This window comes from Herbaspirillum sp. FG34 (assembly GCF_057809315.1).
Genome location: NZ_JBMDJS010000001.1, coordinates 396,798 through 412,226, shown reverse-complemented (window position 1 = coordinate 412,226; position 15,429 = coordinate 396,798). Strand labels below are relative to the sequence as shown.

Below are 15,429 nucleotides of genomic sequence, written 5' to 3'. Positions count from 1 at the left end.
CGGGGTGCGGCGATTTTTTTGTTCACTTTGGGGCTATGGCGGCTTGATCCAGCCATCCGGTGCGGCTTTCAACGGGGAGGATGCTTGCCGGGACTGTTCAGCAATTCGGGTGCGACCACGGCCTTGAGATAGTTGGTGGTGATATCTCCACGCTCGCGCTGGGCGATCCACCATACATTGCCCTTGCGCAGGGACCACTCCTGTGGCTGGCCCGAGATCAGGCGCGCGGCCACCTGTCCCAGCGTCGGCTGGTGGCCCACGATGAGCACCGGTTCGCGGCTGTCGGGCCAGTTGGCCGCGCGCAGCAGGTCGTCGGCGCTCATGTTGGGGGCCAGGTCGGCCACCACCTTGTACTTGCGCTTCAAGGCTTCCACCGTCTGCAGGGTACGCGTGGCCGGACTGACCAGGATGCGGCAGCTTTCGGGCAGGTTGCGGTCCAGCCATTCGGCCATCTTGGCGGCCTGCTTGTGACCCTTGGGGGTCAGGGCGCGGCCCTCGTCGGGCTCACCCAGCTCGGCCTCGGCATGACGCCACAGAATCAGGTCCATCTCAGCTCCTTGAGGAAATCAGCAGGCGGCCACCGGCAGCATCACACAGGTTCTTCCGGTGGTGTCGCCGGAATGCCCAGCGTGGTCATCAGGTGCTGCTGGGCGTTGAAACACTGCTGCTTGTTGCGCGCTTTCTTGAGGGTGTAGACACCGTTGACGTCAAGGTGCCAGGCGTGGGTGTTGTCCTTCAGGTAGGGATTGAGTCCTTCGTTGATCACGCGCTTCTTGAGGACCTTGTCCAGCACCGGGAAGGCGACTTCGATGCGGCGGAACAGATTGCGGTTCATCCAGTCCGCGCTGGCCAGGTAGACATCGTGCTTGAGGTCGTTGCGGAAGTAATAGATACGCGAGTGTTCCAGATAGCGCCCGATGACGGAACGCACCTTGATGTTTTCCGACAGCCCCGGCACGCCCGGACGCAGTGCGCAGGCGCCACGCACGATCAGGTCGATCTTGACGCCGTCGGCCGAGGCCGCATAGAGCGCGCGGATCACGGATTCATCCAGCAGCGCATTCATCTTGGCAATGATGCGGGCAGGTCGTCCCTCGCGGGCGATCTGGCTCTCGTTGCGGATGGCACGGATGATTTCCTTCTGCAGCGAGAACGGCGCCAGCCACAGGTGCACGAGATTGCGCGGCTTGGTCAGGCTGGTGAGATGGATGAAGACTTCGTTGACCTCGGCCGTGAGCTCCTGGTTGGAGGTCAAGAGGCCAAAGTCGGTGTAGAACTTGGTGGTGTTGGGGTGATAGTTGCCCGTGCCCAGGTGCGCATAGAAACGCAGGTTCTGGTCCTCGCCACGGCGGATCACCAGCGCCAGCTTGGCGTGGGTCTTCAGACCGACCACGCCGTAGACGACCTGGGCGCCGGCCTGCTCCAGCTTCACCGCCCAGTTGATGTTGGCTTCCTCGTCGAAGCGCGCCATCAGCTCCACGATCACCGTCACTTCCTTGCCGTGCTGGGCGGCGTAGATCAGGGCTTCCATCAGGTCCGAGTTCATGCCGGTGCGGTAGATGGTCTGCTTGATGGCCAGCACCCGTGGATCATGCGCAGCCGTGCGGATGAAGTCCACCACCGGCTGGAAGGACTGGAAGGGGTGGTGCAGCAGCACGTCCTTCTTGTCCAGCGCGGCGAAGATGTTTTCATTGGCCAGCTGCGGCGGCAGGGTGGGGGAGAAGGGCGGGAAGCGCAGCTCCGGCTGGTTCACCAGGTTGGCGATCTCACCCAGGCGCACCATGTTCACCGGACCCTGCACCGCATAGAGACGGTTGCGCTCGATGTTGAACTGGTTCAGCAGGAACTGCGCCAGGTGTTCCGGGCAATTGGCCGCCACTTCCAGGCGTACCGCCACGCCGAACTGGCGACTTTGCAATTCGGTCTCCAGCGCCTGGCGCAGGTTCTTGACCTCTTCTTCATCGACCCACAGGTCGCTGTTGCGGGTGACGCGGAATTGCGAATAGGCGGTGATGTCGCGGCCCGGGAAGAGGTCCGCAATATGCGCATGGATCACCGAGGACAGCAGGCAGAACGACGACTGCCCCTTGGCCGACAGATGGTCCGGCAGCTTGATCACGCGCGGCAGCACACGCGGTGCCTTGACGATGACCACCGCCGTGCCGCGTCCGAAGGCATCCTTGCCGGAGAGCTCGATGATGAAATTGAGGCTCTTGTTGTGCACCTGCGGGAAGGGGTGCGCCGGATCGAGCCCGATGGGGGTCAACAGCGGGCGCACGTGCTGTTCGAAATAGTGCTTCACCCAGGCGCGCTGGGCATCATTGCGGTCGTCATGGCGCAGCAGGTGGATGCCATTGGCGGCCAGCTGCGGCAGGATCTCATCGTTCAAGAGTTCATATTGGCGCGTGACGATGCGGTGGCATTCTGCGCTGGTACGTTCCAGTGCGGCGCGCAGTTCGGGCGGATCGATGTTTTCGCCCTCGATGCGATTGGCCAGCAGGCTGGCGATGCGCACTTCAAAGAATTCATCGAGATTGCTGCTGCAAATGCACAGATAGCGCAGGCGCTCCAGCAGCGGCACGCTGTCGTCTTCGGCCTGGGCCAATACGCGGCGGTTGAAGGCCAGCTGCGACAGTTCACGGTTGAGGTAAATCGTATTGGCAGGAAGTTCAGGTTGGGTACTGCTTTCCGGCTTTGCTTTTCTGGTCATCAATGGTCCCTGTCCATCCACTTTGAGCGGGCAGTGTATTTAGGAGGTATGACGAGTTTATGACAACACCTGAGAGGCCTTGTCACACTTTCCCAGTATAAATCCATCTCAATATGATGACAAAATCATATTTGTCAGATGGCAACCCTGCCTGCTGCCCGCCCTGGGGCAGGACATCAAACTGTCAGGAAAGCCGCATGGCGCCTGGCAAACTGGGTTTTCGGGCGCTTGCCAGAGTTCGCCTGAAGTGATCTTTCTGATAGTTATCGACCTGCTGCGATCTGATCTGGATGACAAGTTCGGGTCATAAACTCGTCACAATAGCTGGTTAAAGTTCGCCCTGTCTCGAAAGTCATCCCTCTCGATGTGATGTTTCTCGGTGACTATCCTCTCTTCAAAATCATAGGAGTAGCAGAAATGGGGTTTAACCATCTGATCAAGTCTGTTGCAATCGCAGTAGCTGGCGCGTTCGCCTTCAGCGGTGCAGTGCATGCAGCAGAAATCACTGGCGCTGGCGCCTCCTTCCCGTACCCGGTCTACGCCAAGTGGGCCGAGCAGTACAAGGCCGCCACCGGCAACAGCCTGAACTACCAGTCCATCGGCTCTGGCGGCGGTATCAAGCAGATCAAGGCCAAGACCGTCGATTTCGGCGCTTCCGATGCCCCGCTGCCGCAAACTGAACTGGCTCAAGCCGGCCTGACTCAGTTCCCCGCCGTGGTGGGTGGCGTGGTCCCCGTGGTCAACCTGGACGGCGTGACTCCCGGCCAGATCAAGCTGTCGGGCCAGGTCCTGGGCGATATCTACGCCGGCAAGATCACCAAGTGGAATGCACCGGAAATCACCGCCCTGAACCCGGGCGTGAAGCTGCCGGCTGAAGACATCACCGTCGTCTACCGTTCGGACGCTTCGGGCACTTCCTACGTGTTCACCTCCTACCTGTCCAAGGCCAACGCCGACTTCAAGAGCAAGATCGGTGCCGGTACTGCCGTGAAGTGGCCCACCGGCGTGGGTGGCAAGGGTAACGAAGGCGTTGCCGCCAACGTGCAGAAGGTCAAGGGCGCGATCGGCTACGTCGAGTACGCCTACGTCAAGAAGAACAAGCTGAACTACACCCAGCTCAAGAACAAGGATGGTCACTTCGTCTCCCCGGACGACACCTCCTTCAAGGCCGCTACCGCCCACGGTGACTGGGCCAAGACCCCTGGCTTCGCCGTTGATTTCACCGACGCTGCCGGCAAGGATTCCTGGCCGATCTCCAGCGCCACCTTCATCCTGCTGCACAAGCAACAGGATGGCGATGGCGCCAAGGGCAAGGAAGTCCTGAAGTTCTTCGACTGGGCCTACAAGAACGGTGGCAAGACTGCTTCCGAACTGGACTACGTGCCCCTGCCGGAATCGGTCACCAAGCTGGTGGAAGAGTCCTGGAAGAGCAACTTGAAGGACAGCAGCGGCAAGGCCATCTGGTAATTCCGGCCAAGCCGTGCCGGGCTTGAGGGCCCGGCCAATCAAGCCTCTCCCCACGGAGTATTCGGGTCATCGCAGCGAAAACGAGCAACTCTGGACAACAGAGCATTCGCGGCGATGGCCCGTTTTAATGGTGAATTCAAATGAGCGCTAATTATTCCACCACGGCAATGTCGAACACCGAAGTCAAAAAATCCCCGACAGAGACTGAAAGTGCGCAAGCCGCGCGCGAGAAGTTGATGGCCGTCATGCGCCGCCAGCGACTGCAGGACTTCCTTTTCCACAAGATCACCCTGATCTTCGCCCTGTCCGTGCTGCTGATGCTGGGCGGGATCATCGTTTCCCTCATCATCGGCGCCGCGCCTGCCTTCCAGGCATTCGGACCAGGCTTCATCACGCGTGTCGAATGGGATCCGACCAACAACGAATTCGGCGCCATGATCGCCATCGTCGGCACGCTGTCGACCTCGATCATCGCCCTGCTGATCGCCTTCCCGGTCAGCTTCGGTATCGCGCTCTTCCTGACCGAAATCTGCCCCGCCAGGCTGCGTCGCCCGCTGGGCACCTGCGTGGAACTGCTGGCCGGCGTGCCCTCCATCATCTACGGCATGTGGGGCCTGTTCGTGTTTGCGCCGCTCTTTGCCGAATACGGCCAGCCCTTCCTGAAGTCCACCCTGGGCCAGATCCCCGGCGTTGGTGTGCTGTTCTCGGGCCCCACCATGGGCATCGGCATCCTCACCGCCGGCCTGATCCTGTCGGTCATGATCATCCCCTTCATTTCGTCGGTGATGCGCGACGTCTTCGAAGTCGTGCCCGCCGTGCTGAAGGAATCGGCCTATGGCCTGGGCTGCACCCGCTGGGAAGTGGTGCGCAAGGTGGTGCTGCCCTACACCAAGACCGGCGTGGTCGGCGGCGTCATGCTGGGCCTGGGTCGTGCGCTGGGCGAGACCATGGCGGTCACCTTCGTGATCGGCAACTCGCACCGCCTGTCCTGGTCGCTGTTCTCGGCCGGCAACTCGATCGCCTCGACCCTGGCCAATGAAATCGCCGAAGCCTCCAGCAAGCTGCACGTGTCCTCGCTGTTTGCGCTGGGCCTGATCCTGTTCGTCATCACCTTCATCGTTCTGTCCGCTGCCAAGATCATGCTCATGGGCATGACCCGCAAGGAAGGAGCCAAATAATGAGCCAGACCGCACAAGCCGGCGTCAAGAGCGCCGATCAGGCGCAAGCCGTCAATCCCGTCTATCGTCGCCGCCTGCTGCAGCATCGCATGGGCATGCTGTTCTCCTTCCTGGCCATGGGCCTGGGCCTGTTCGTGCTGGCCTGGATCCTGCTGACCCTGGTCTTCAAGGGCGTGGCCGCCCTGAACCTGGGCCTGCTGACCGAAAACACGCCCGGTCCGGGCGATGCTGGCGGCGGCCTGTTGAACCCCATCGTCGGTTCGCTGATGATGGTCGGTCTCAGTACCGTCATCAGCACCCCCATCGGTATCCTGGCCGGTGTCTACCTGGCCGAATACGGTGAGGAAAGCAAGCTGGCCCAGGTGACCCGCTTCGTCACCGACATCATGTTGTCGGCACCGTCGATCGTCATCGGTCTGTTCATCTACGCCATCTACGTGGCCAACGTGAACCACTTCTCGGGCTGGGCCGGTACCTTCGCCATCTCGCTGATTGCCATTCCGGTGGTGGTGCGCACCACCGACAACATGTTGAAGCTGGTCCCCAGCGGCCTGCGAGAAGCCGCCTTTGCCCTGGGCGCGCCGCGCTGGAAGGTGGCCATCATCGTGCGCCTGCGCGCCGTCAAGGCCGGTGTGGTGACCGGTGTGCTGCTGGCCGTGGCGCGTATCTCGGGCGAGACCGCTCCGCTGCTGTTCACCGCCCTGAACAACCAGTTCTTCAGCACCAACATGAACCGTCCGATCGCCAACCTGCCGGTGGTGATCAACCAGTTCGCCATGAGCCCGTATGACAACTGGGTCTCGCTGGCATGGGGCGGCGCCTTGCTGATCACCTTCAGCGTGCTGCTGCTCAACGTGCTCTCGCGCACCCTGTTCAAACAACAAATCCCCGGCTAATTCTCCAAGTGACCGACATGACTACTGCTCATCAAATGGCAAGCCACGCTCCGACCGCACCTTTGAACGCCGCTGCGGCCCAGAAGGCCACGCTGGAAGTCTCGCAACTGAACTTCTATTACGGCGGATTCCAGGGTTTGAAGAACATCAACCTCAACATCTATGAAGGCAAGGTCACCGCCTTCATCGGTCCCTCGGGCTGCGGCAAGTCGACGCTGCTGCGTACCTTCAACCGCATGTACGACCTGTACCCCGGTCAGCGCGCCGAGGGCAAGATCCTCTATGCCGGCAACAACATCCTCGAACCTGGTCAGGATCTGAACATGCTGCGCGCCAAGGTCGGCATGGTGTTCCAGAAACCGACGCCGTTCCCGATGTCGGTCTATGACAACATCGCCTTCGGTATCCGCCTGTATGAAAACCTGCCCAAGGGCGAAATGGACGAGCGCGTCGAATGGGCGCTCAACAAGGCCGCCCTGTGGGGTGAAGTCAAGGACAAGCTGCACAAGAGCGGCCTGTCGCTCTCCGGCGGTCAGCAACAACGCCTGTGCATTGCGCGCGGTGTGGCAGTCAAGCCGGAAGTGCTGCTGCTGGATGAACCGACCTCGGCACTGGATCCGATTTCGACGGCCAAGGTGGAAGAACTGATTGGTGAACTCAAGAACGACTACACCATCGCCATCGTGACCCACAACATGCAGCAGGCGGCGCGTTGCTCGGATTACACGGCGTACATGTACCTGGGTGAGCTGGTGGAGTTTGGTGAGACTGACCAGATTTTCATGAATCCGGTGCGCAAGGAAACCCAAGACTACATCACCGGCCGCTTTGGCTAATAGGGTACGGCCTGGGCTACTGCGCATCCCGATCTCTGCGCTGCGATGCTCGCCGTACCCCAGTACGGCTGCGCTTCTCCCGCAGACCTCGGGATTGCTCGCTACGCCCATGCCGCACCCCGAACCGTAGTCATTGCACTGTATATATTATTTATAGAATTTCTTTTTAGGGACGTCACATGACCGGCGATCATTCCTCCAAACAGTATGACCAGGATCTGGAGCAGATCCGCTCCAAGGTGCTTGCCATGGGCGGCATGGTGGAACACCAGTTCCAGGATGCGATTGCGGCCTTCCGCAACGGCAACCTCGATGTCGCCCATCGCGTGATGAAGGACGACGAAGCCGTCAATCGCCTCGAAGTCGAGCTCGATGACGCCTGCAGCCATCTCATCGTGCGTCGCCAGCCGACCGCCAATGATCTGCGTACCGTCATGGCCACCATCAAGATCATCACCGACCTGGAACGCGTGGGCGACGAGGCGACCAAGATCGCCCGTACCGCCATCCACCTGCACAAGCGCGGTATCGGCCTGGTCTCGCACTACGAAACCGTGAGCCTGATTGCCGAACAGGCCATGGACCAGCTGCGCAGCGCCCTGGATGCCTTCGCCCGCCTCGATGACCAGCAGGCCGCCGAACTGATCAAGCAGGATGAACGCATCGACCACGGCTTCCGCTCCATCACCCGCAGCCTCATCACCTTCATGATGGAAGACCCGCGCACCATCTCCGGTTCCATCGATACCCTGTGGGTGGCCAAGGCCATCGAACGTATCGGCGACCATGCCAAGAACATCGCGGAATACGTGGTCTACGTGGTCGGTGGCAAGGATATCCGCCATACCGACTTCGCTTCGGCCAAGACGACCCAGGAAGAAGACTAAGCACGACGGCACCGGCGGTGGCAGCGGGGGAACGGCAGCCACCACCGGATTGCGGAGGGGAGACCCGCGATACTGCTAACAAGCCTGACTATCATGACTACTATCCTCATCGTCGAAGACGAACCCTCCATTGCCGAACTGATTGCCTTTACCCTGAAGGAGGCAGGCTGGTCCAGCTTCGTGGTCTCCAATGCGGCGGCGGCCTGGGACTTCGTCCAGCATCGTGCGCCGCAACTGGTGCTGCTGGACTGGATGCTGCCCGACCGCAGCGGCCTGCACCTGCTCTCGCGCATCCGCGCCGACCGCCAGCTGCACCAGCTCTCGGTCATCATGCTCACTGCCAAGAGCATGGAAGAAGACAAGATCGCCGGTCTCGACAACGGCGCCGATGACTACATCACCAAGCCCTTCTCCCCGCGCGAACTGACCGCGCGCATCAAGGCGCTGTTGCGTCGCAAGAGCCCGGAACATGCGCAGGAGGTGATGTCGGCCGGTCCCGTCACGCTCGATCCGGCCAGTTGCTCGGTGAGCCTGTCGGGGGCGCGTATCGATATCGGCCACGCCGAATACAAGCTGCTCAAGTTCTTCCTGGCCCATCCTGACCGCGTGTTCTCGCGCAGCCAGTTGCTCGACCGCGTCTGGGGGGACCACGTGGTGATCGAGGAACGTACCGTCGATGTACACGTGCTGCGCCTGCGCAAGGCCCTGCGCGATGCCGAGCACCTCATCAAGACGGTGCGCAGCGTCGGCTATATGCTCTCGACCAAGTAAGATCAAAGACCAATCCGCCCGCGTCAGTCATAATCAGGACAATTACAAATTCGGCGCGCGGGCGCTTCCAAGATTTATCTGTCAAATCAATGAGTCCACAACTTCTGTTCTGGATTCCTGCTGTATTGCGCCTGGTGTTATGCCTGGCCGGAGCGGGAGTCGTCGCTTTCTTTTTCGGTCCCATCATCGGACTGGTCACGGCGGTACTGAGCGTGGGCGCGATGATGATCGCCCACCTGCATTACCTGCTGCGCCTGTCCACCTGGCTGGACGATTCCGGCCAGTCGCGCCTGCCCGATGGCTGGGGCGCCTGGACCGATGTGTATGCACGCCTGTACCGCATGCGCCGTGACGACGAAAGGAACCAGGCCGAACTGGCCGAGTGGCTGGCGCGCTTTCGCCAGGCCATGAGCCTGCTGCCGGACGGTGTGGTGATCATGGATGACGTGCTCTTCCTGGAGTGGTGCAATCCGGCCGCGCAGTCGCACCTGGGCCTGAAGCTGGATCGCGACAAGGGCATGCGCGTGACCAACCTGATCCGCAATCCGGCCTTCATCGATTACATCATCCTGGGCCGCTACGAGCAGCCGCTCACGCTGGCTCTGCATGAGCGCAAGCTGATCATCCAGATCATTCCCTTCGAGAACCGGCGCCAGATCCTGGTCACCCACGACGTGACCGAATCCCAGCGCATCGACATGATGCGCCGTGACTTCGTGGCCAATGCCTCGCACGAGCTGCGCACGCCCCTGACGGTCATCAACGGTTTCCTGGAAATCGCCCTGGCCCAGCCCAACCTGGAGGAAGCCACCCGCATGGCGCACCTCAAGCTCATGACCGAGCAGGGCCAGCGCATGCAGAACCTGATCGACGACATGCTCACGCTCACGCGCCTGGAGTCGATCGACTACCCCTTGCGCTCCGAAGTGCTGCGCGTGCGTCCGCTGCTGGAGCGTATCGCCGAGGAAGGGCGGGCCTTGTCGGCGGGCAAGCACGATATCCGTCTCGTCGTCGAGGGGCCGGATCTGAAGGGCAATGCCGAGGAATTGCGCAGTGCCTTCACCAACCTGGTCACCAACGCCGTGCGCTATACCCCGGAAGGCGGCACCATCACCCTGCGCTGGCAGAGCGACGAGCAGGGCGCGCATTTTGCGGTGCAGGATACCGGCATCGGCATCAGCCCCGAACACATCTCGCGCCTGACCGAACGCTTCTACCGCGTCGACAAGAGCCGCTCGCGCGAGACCCAGGGCACCGGACTGGGCCTGGCCATCGTGCGTCACGTGCTGCTGCGCCACCATGCCACGCTGGAGATCGCCTCGGTGCCGGATCACGGCAGTACCTTCACGGTGCACTTCCCGACGACCCAGACCATTGCCGATTATGCTGCGCAGCAATGAGCGCTGCGCGGCGCTCAAACCAAATGGAAAGGATGCTTCGGCATCCTTTTTTTCTCTTTGAATTCGCCCTCCCGGCGTACCATGGCGCCATAGCTCATCGCTGACGCGACGTCAGTAAGTGAAACTACGAATGCCTGTCACTCTGCCTTGCTGGTGACAATGTCGCCTCGCGATCCGGTGCGCTTGCGGGGGCGTCTGCCCGGATAGGCCGTGATGCAAGCCTGTGATCATTGCCGGAGAAAGTGCATGTGCGAATCTCGCGCGGGCTTTATCTTGCTTGATGCCACACGGCCCATGGTGCTGTGTGCAAGTGGCAACCTGAAGCGGCTGTGGTCATTCCTTAGCCGTGTCGGAAGCTTGTTGTCAGGAAATTCCTGATCGCGTTGCGGTGCTATTGGTTGCACCATGCAGCCGAAGCGCCCGAGGCCGGTATGCGTCATGCCCGGTCTCTCCCTCCATCCACTGCGCAAAAGAGAAAACGATGAGCTATTTCGCCAACATGAAGATAGGTCGCCGCCTGGGCCTGGGTTTTGCCGTCATCCTCGCTGCTGCCAGCGTTGTGGTGGCACTCTCGATCTGGCGTCTGCAAGGCATTGCCGAAGCCACCAGGGAGATGATGCAGGAGCCGCTGACCAAGGAGCGCCTGGTCTCGGACTGGTACCGCACCATCCACACCAGCGTGCGCCGCACCACGGCCATTGCCAAGAGTGCCGATCCCAGCCTGGCCGCCTTCTTTGCCGCAGACGCGGCAGAGGCCAGCCGCATGTCCACCTCGCAGCAGAAGGCTATCGAGGCCCTGATCGAGTCGCCGGAAGAGAAGGCCGTCTTCGCCAGGCTGGGCCAGGTGCGCAAGGATTACATCAAGTACCGTGACGCCATTTCCAAGGCCAAGGCCGATGGCCAGCCTGAGGAAGCGGCCAAGATCCTGGCCGGCCCCTTTGACGCGGCCGCCAAGGGCTATATCGATGAGTTGCAACAATTGCTCAACTTGCAGCGTGCCAACATCGACCAGGTGGCCGCCCGCATCCAGAGCGTCTATCAGGAAAGTCGCAACCTGATGATCGGCCTGGCCATCCTGCAGGTGGCACTGGGCTGGCTGTTTGCACGCAGCCTGGCGCTGGGCATCACGCGACCGCTGGAAAAGGCGGTCAATGTGGCCGAATCGGTCGCCGCCGGGGATCTCACCACCCGCGTCGACGAAACCCTGGTCGCCCGCAAGGATGAAACCGGCAAGCTGATGCACGCGCTGGAGGCCATGACCGGCAACCTGGCCCGCATCGTCGGCCAGGTGCGCAGCGGCACTGATGCCATCGGCACGGCCTCGCGCGAGATTGCCACCGGCAACCTGGACCTGTCGGCGCGTACCGAACGCCAGGCCGGTGCCTTGGAAGAAACCGCCTCGGCCATGGAAGAACTGACTTCCACCGTGGCCCAGAATGCCGACAACGCCCGCCAGGCCAACCAGCTGGCAGCCTCCGCTTCGTCGGTGGCGCAGCATGGCGGGGAGGTGGTGTCGCAGGTCATTTCCACCATGGGGTCGATCAACGAATCCTCGCGCAAGATCGTCGACATCATCAGCGTCATCGACGGCATTGCCTTCCAGACCAATATCCTGGCACTGAACGCGGCGGTGGAAGCCGCGCGCGCCGGTGAACAGGGCAGGGGCTTTGCGGTGGTGGCTTCCGAAGTGCGTTCGCTGGCCCAGCGTTCGGCCTCGGCCGCCAAGGAAATCAAGACCCTCATCGATGACTCGGTGGCCAAGGTCGGCTCCGGCAGCGAACTGGTCAGTCGCGCCGGCACCACCATGGACGAAGTGGTGACCAGCGTGCGCCAGGTCGCCGATATCGTGGCCGAGATCACCGCCGCCAGCAGCGAGCAGAGCGACGGCATCAGCCAGGTCAACCTGGCCATCACCGACATGGACCAGACCACGCAGCAGAATGCCGCCCTGGTCGAACAGGCCGCCGCCGCAGCCGAAGCCATGCAGGAACAGGCCGCGCGCCTGTCCGACGTGGTCAGCCAGTTCAAGGTGCATGCCCAGGACCAGGTCGGCTACGCCAGCGCCGAACCGGCCAGCCGCGCACCGGTGGATATCACGCCGCCGCGACCGGCCTTGCCCTGAGGGGATGGTGAGGTCACAAACAATTAACCAGGAATCGCCCTTCATATCCGGGCGGGTTCCTGGTCTTGGGTAGGCCGAAAGTACGGAGGCTTGCAGCGCAACTGAAGCAATCTGCTTCAGATTGGCCGGGCATGTCCGCCAGCCCGGCCCGGCGCCATCAGTAGGTGGCCCGACCGCCCGAGAGGTCGAACACGGAGGCGGTGGTGAAGGAATTTTCCTCGGACACCAGCCAGGCCACCATCGCCGCCAGCTCTTCCACCTTCACGAAGCGTGCGCGCGGGATCTTGGAGAGCATGTAGTCGATGTGCGCCTGGGTGCATTGCTCCAGGATGCGGGTTTGCGCCGCAGCCGGGGTGATGGCGTTGACGGCGATGTTGCGGGTTGCGGTTTCCTTGCCCAGGCTCTTGGTGAGGGCGATCATGCCGGCCTTGGCCGCGCTGTAGGCGGAGGCGGTGGGATTGCCTTCCTTGCCGGCGATGGAGGCGATGTTGACGATGCGCCCATAGTTTTGCGCGATCATGCGCTGGACCACCACCTGGTTGACGTAGAAGGCCCCGTTGAGATCGATGTCGATCACGCGGCGCCATTCTTCGGGCGAATAGTCCGCCACCGGATTGTTCTGGCCGGCGATGCCGGCGCTGTGCACCAGGATGTCGATGGACTGGGTCAGTTTTTCGGTGGCTTCGATGGCTTGCTGCACGTCGGCCTGGCTGGAGATATCCACGCGGATGGTCTCGACATTGCCCAGCGGCTCCAGCCTGGCGCGGGCCTCGGCCAGGGCTTTTTCGTCCATGTCCCAGAGGACCACCTTGGCGCGGCCTTGCAGCAGGCGTTCGGCCACGGCATAGCCGAAGCCCTGGGCACCGCCGGTGATGATGGCGCTGCGGCCCTGGAAATCGTAGTGATTCATTGTGTCTTCTCCTTCCCTGTTGCGGTCGATTGGATCGCGCAGGCGCAGTCGTGCCCGCGCTTGGTCATTCTTGTTCTTGTACCTGGATGGGATACTGCCGCGCTGCCGACGGGCAGCGCGGGGTGACGCGGTGAACCGTGACGGATCAGGCGTCGATGGTCTTCTGCTGCTGTTCGCCCAGGCCGTCGATGCCCAGGCGCATGGTCTGGCCGGCGCGCAGGTAGACCGCTTCCGGCTTGACGCCCATGCCCACGCCCGGCGGCGTGCCGGTGGAGATGACGTCGCCCGGCTGCAGGCTCATGAAGCGCGACAGGTAGGAGACGATATGCGCCACACCGAAGATCATGGTGCTGGTATTGCCGTTCTGGTAGCGCTTGCCATCCACTTCCAGCCACATGCCCAGCTTCTGCGGGTCGGCGATTTCGTCGCGGGTGACCAGCCAGGGGCCGATGGGGCCGAAGGTATCGCAGCCCTTGCCCTTGTCCCAGGTGCCGCCGCGTTCGATCTGGTATTCGCGTTCGGAGACGTCGTTGACCACGCAGTAACCGGCCACGTGGGACATGGCATCCTTCTCGTCGATATAGGTGCCGCCCTTGCCGATGACCACGCCCAGTTCGACTTCCCAGTCGGTTTTCCTGGAGCCGCGCGGGATCTTCACGTTATCGTTGGGACCGACCACGGCGGAGGTCCACTTGTTGAAGACGACCGGTTCGGCGGGGATGGGCAGGTTGGATTCGGCGGCGTGATCGGCGTAGTTCAGGCCGATGCAGATGAACTTGCCGATGTTGCCCACGCAGGCGCCGATACGCGGCGAGCCCTCGACCACGGGCAGGCTGTTGATGTCCAGCTGGCGGATTTTCTCCAGCGATGCGTCATCCAGTACGGCGCCGTTGACATCCTTGAGATGGGCGGACAGGTCGCGGATCTTGCCGGACTGGTCGAGGATGCCGGGCTTTTCCTGCCCCACCGGGCCGTAACGCAGTAATTTCATCGTGTTTCCTTTGAGAAAGAATTGTCTCTGATTGACACCGTGGCGCCGTTGCGCGGCCTCAGATTGCCGAGGGCGGGCGACAGGCCGGTGGCTTTCGTTCTTGGGAAACTGGATATTACCAGTTTATTGGTAAGACCAATAGGTGGTTGATGGGGGAGGGGGGCTGCAGCTCTCCCTGCGGTGAAACATCCCTCGCGCACTACAACGAGCGCGCTGGCAGGTCAAATACAAAGCAGCTTGTCGTTGCGTGGGCGTAGCGCTTGCCTTGCTCGTCCTCGATACGCGCATCGGCCGTGGCCAGGCGGTCGCCGCTGTGGATCAACCGGCCAGTCACGCGTAACGGGCCGGTTTCGTGCGAGGCCGACCGCACGATGTGTTCACGATCAGGCAACTGGCCGCGGTGCCTGACAGCGATGGTATGGTCCCGCTCTCGGACGGGCAACGACTGGCTCAGGCCAGTCCAAACGTTTTTCTCAGCCCCTTCTCGACCGGGCCGGCAGGCATGAAGCGGCGCAGCTTTGCCAGAAGGGACGCTTCACCCTTCGGCGTGCGGCGCATTTTCCAAGGTCCCAAAGCGGCATCGACAATCGTATCGGCCACGCCACCAGGATCGGGCGCGTTTTTGACGTTCTTCTCAATGGCCTGTGAGACGGCACTGAACTCTTCGCCGTACTCAGGAATCTTGCAAAGGGTTTGTGGTGCATTGAGATCCAGGTTGGTCCTTGTGAACGATGGTTCGACCAGTGCGACGCGAATGCCGAACTGGCGCACTTCGTGGTCGAGTGTCTCGGAGAGCCCCTCGACGGCATGCTTGGATGCGGAATAGAGCGCCATGTAAGGTGCGGGCAGAAAGCCCAGCACCGAACTCACGTTGACAATGCGGCCGGAGCGCTTCTCGCGCATGTGCGGAAGCACTGCCTTGATCATGCGCAAAAGGCCAAACAGATTGGTATCAAACAGCGTCTTGGCTTCATCGGTTGACGTTTCTTCGGTCGCGCCCACCAGAGTCACGCCCGCGCTGTTGACCAGAACGTCGATACGCTGGGCCTGAGCAATGATGGTCTGGATTGCGTGTTCAACGGAGGCTTCATCGCGAAGTTCCATCTCCACCAGCGCGACACCGGGTATGGCCTGAGCCTTTTGCAGGTTGCGCACGGTCCCAAATACCCGGCACCCGCGTTGCGCGAATTTGATTGCAGTGGCGCGGCCTATGCCGGATGAAACGCCAGTGACGACAACGACCTGGGAGTTCGACATGGTA

13 protein-coding genes are annotated in these 15,429 nt (G+C 61.7%); 8 read left to right on the top strand and 5 right to left on the bottom strand.

Annotated elements, in window-relative coordinates; translation table 11 throughout:
- Nucleotides 1-68: 68 nt before the first annotated feature.
- A complete protein-coding gene (sixA, locus tag ACODSZ_RS01735; RefSeq protein ID WP_008326603.1) occupies nt 69-548 on the bottom strand; it encodes a phosphohistidine phosphatase SixA in 480 nt (159 codons plus the stop codon).
- A 41-nt stretch (nt 549-589) separates the two neighbouring features.
- Entirely contained in the window at nt 590-2,710 is a 2,121-nt protein-coding gene (ppk1, locus tag ACODSZ_RS01730) for a polyphosphate kinase 1 (RefSeq protein WP_175344105.1), read from the bottom strand.
- Between the two features lie 417 nt (nt 2,711-3,127).
- Between ppk1 and pstS the strand changes: the two genes are divergently transcribed.
- From pstS to ACODSZ_RS01690, 8 genes are all read left to right on the top strand, one after another.
- Complete coding sequence (pstS, locus tag ACODSZ_RS01725) at nt 3,128-4,177, top strand: phosphate ABC transporter substrate-binding protein PstS (RefSeq protein WP_175344104.1); 1,050 nt, start codon at nt 3,128-3,130, stop codon at nt 4,175-4,177.
- Nucleotides 4,178-4,317: 140 nt separating this feature from the next.
- Nucleotides 4,318-5,355, top strand: coding sequence for a phosphate ABC transporter permease subunit PstC (gene pstC, locus ACODSZ_RS01720; protein WP_488926909.1), 1,038 nt, complete (start codon nt 4,318-4,320; stop codon nt 5,353-5,355).
- Entirely contained in the window at nt 5,355-6,251 is an 897-nt protein-coding gene (pstA, locus tag ACODSZ_RS01715; protein ID WP_488926908.1) for a phosphate ABC transporter permease PstA, read from the top strand. Before pstC ends, pstA begins: the two co-directional genes overlap by 1 nt.
- A gap of 35 nt (nt 6,252-6,286) precedes the next feature.
- Nucleotides 6,287-7,087 carry a phosphate ABC transporter ATP-binding protein PstB gene (gene pstB, locus ACODSZ_RS01710; protein ID WP_008326612.1) on the top strand — a complete coding sequence of 267 codons (801 nt, stop codon included), beginning with the start codon at nt 6,287-6,289 and terminating at the stop codon, nt 7,085-7,087.
- A 179-nt stretch (nt 7,088-7,266) separates the two neighbouring features.
- Nucleotides 7,267-7,974 carry a phosphate signaling complex protein PhoU gene (gene phoU / locus ACODSZ_RS01705; RefSeq protein WP_008326613.1) on the top strand — a complete coding sequence of 236 codons (708 nt, stop codon included), beginning with the start codon at nt 7,267-7,269 and terminating at the stop codon, nt 7,972-7,974.
- A gap of 93 nt (nt 7,975-8,067) precedes the next feature.
- Nucleotides 8,068-8,745, top strand: a complete 678-nt coding sequence (locus ACODSZ_RS01700) for a response regulator (RefSeq protein WP_175344102.1) — start codon at nt 8,068-8,070, stop codon at nt 8,743-8,745.
- An 89-nt stretch (nt 8,746-8,834) separates the two neighbouring features.
- A complete protein-coding gene (gene phoR / locus ACODSZ_RS01695; protein WP_488926907.1) occupies nt 8,835-10,145 on the top strand; it encodes a phosphate regulon sensor histidine kinase PhoR in 1,311 nt (436 codons plus the stop codon).
- 481 nt (nt 10,146-10,626) lie between these two features.
- On the top strand, nt 10,627-12,267 hold the full coding sequence (locus ACODSZ_RS01690) for a methyl-accepting chemotaxis protein (protein WP_488926906.1): 1,641 nt from the start codon (nt 10,627-10,629) through the stop codon (nt 12,265-12,267).
- Nucleotides 12,268-12,424: 157 nt separating this feature from the next.
- On the opposite strand, the gene ACODSZ_RS01685 is transcribed toward ACODSZ_RS01690, so the two are convergent.
- From ACODSZ_RS01685 to ACODSZ_RS01675, 3 genes are all read right to left on the bottom strand, one after another.
- The gene (locus tag ACODSZ_RS01685) at nt 12,425-13,177 is read right to left on the bottom strand and encodes an SDR family NAD(P)-dependent oxidoreductase (RefSeq protein WP_008326617.1); all 753 of its coding nucleotides are present in this window, start codon (nt 13,175-13,177) and stop codon (nt 12,425-12,427) included.
- 145 nt (nt 13,178-13,322) lie between these two features.
- The gene (locus ACODSZ_RS01680; RefSeq protein WP_008326618.1) at nt 13,323-14,168 is read right to left on the bottom strand and encodes an ureidoglycolate lyase; all 846 of its coding nucleotides are present in this window, start codon (nt 14,166-14,168) and stop codon (nt 13,323-13,325) included.
- 450 nt (nt 14,169-14,618) lie between these two features.
- The gene (locus ACODSZ_RS01675) at nt 14,619-15,425 is read right to left on the bottom strand and encodes an oxidoreductase (RefSeq protein WP_175344099.1); all 807 of its coding nucleotides are present in this window, start codon (nt 15,423-15,425) and stop codon (nt 14,619-14,621) included.
- Nucleotides 15,426-15,429: the final 4 nt, after the last annotated feature.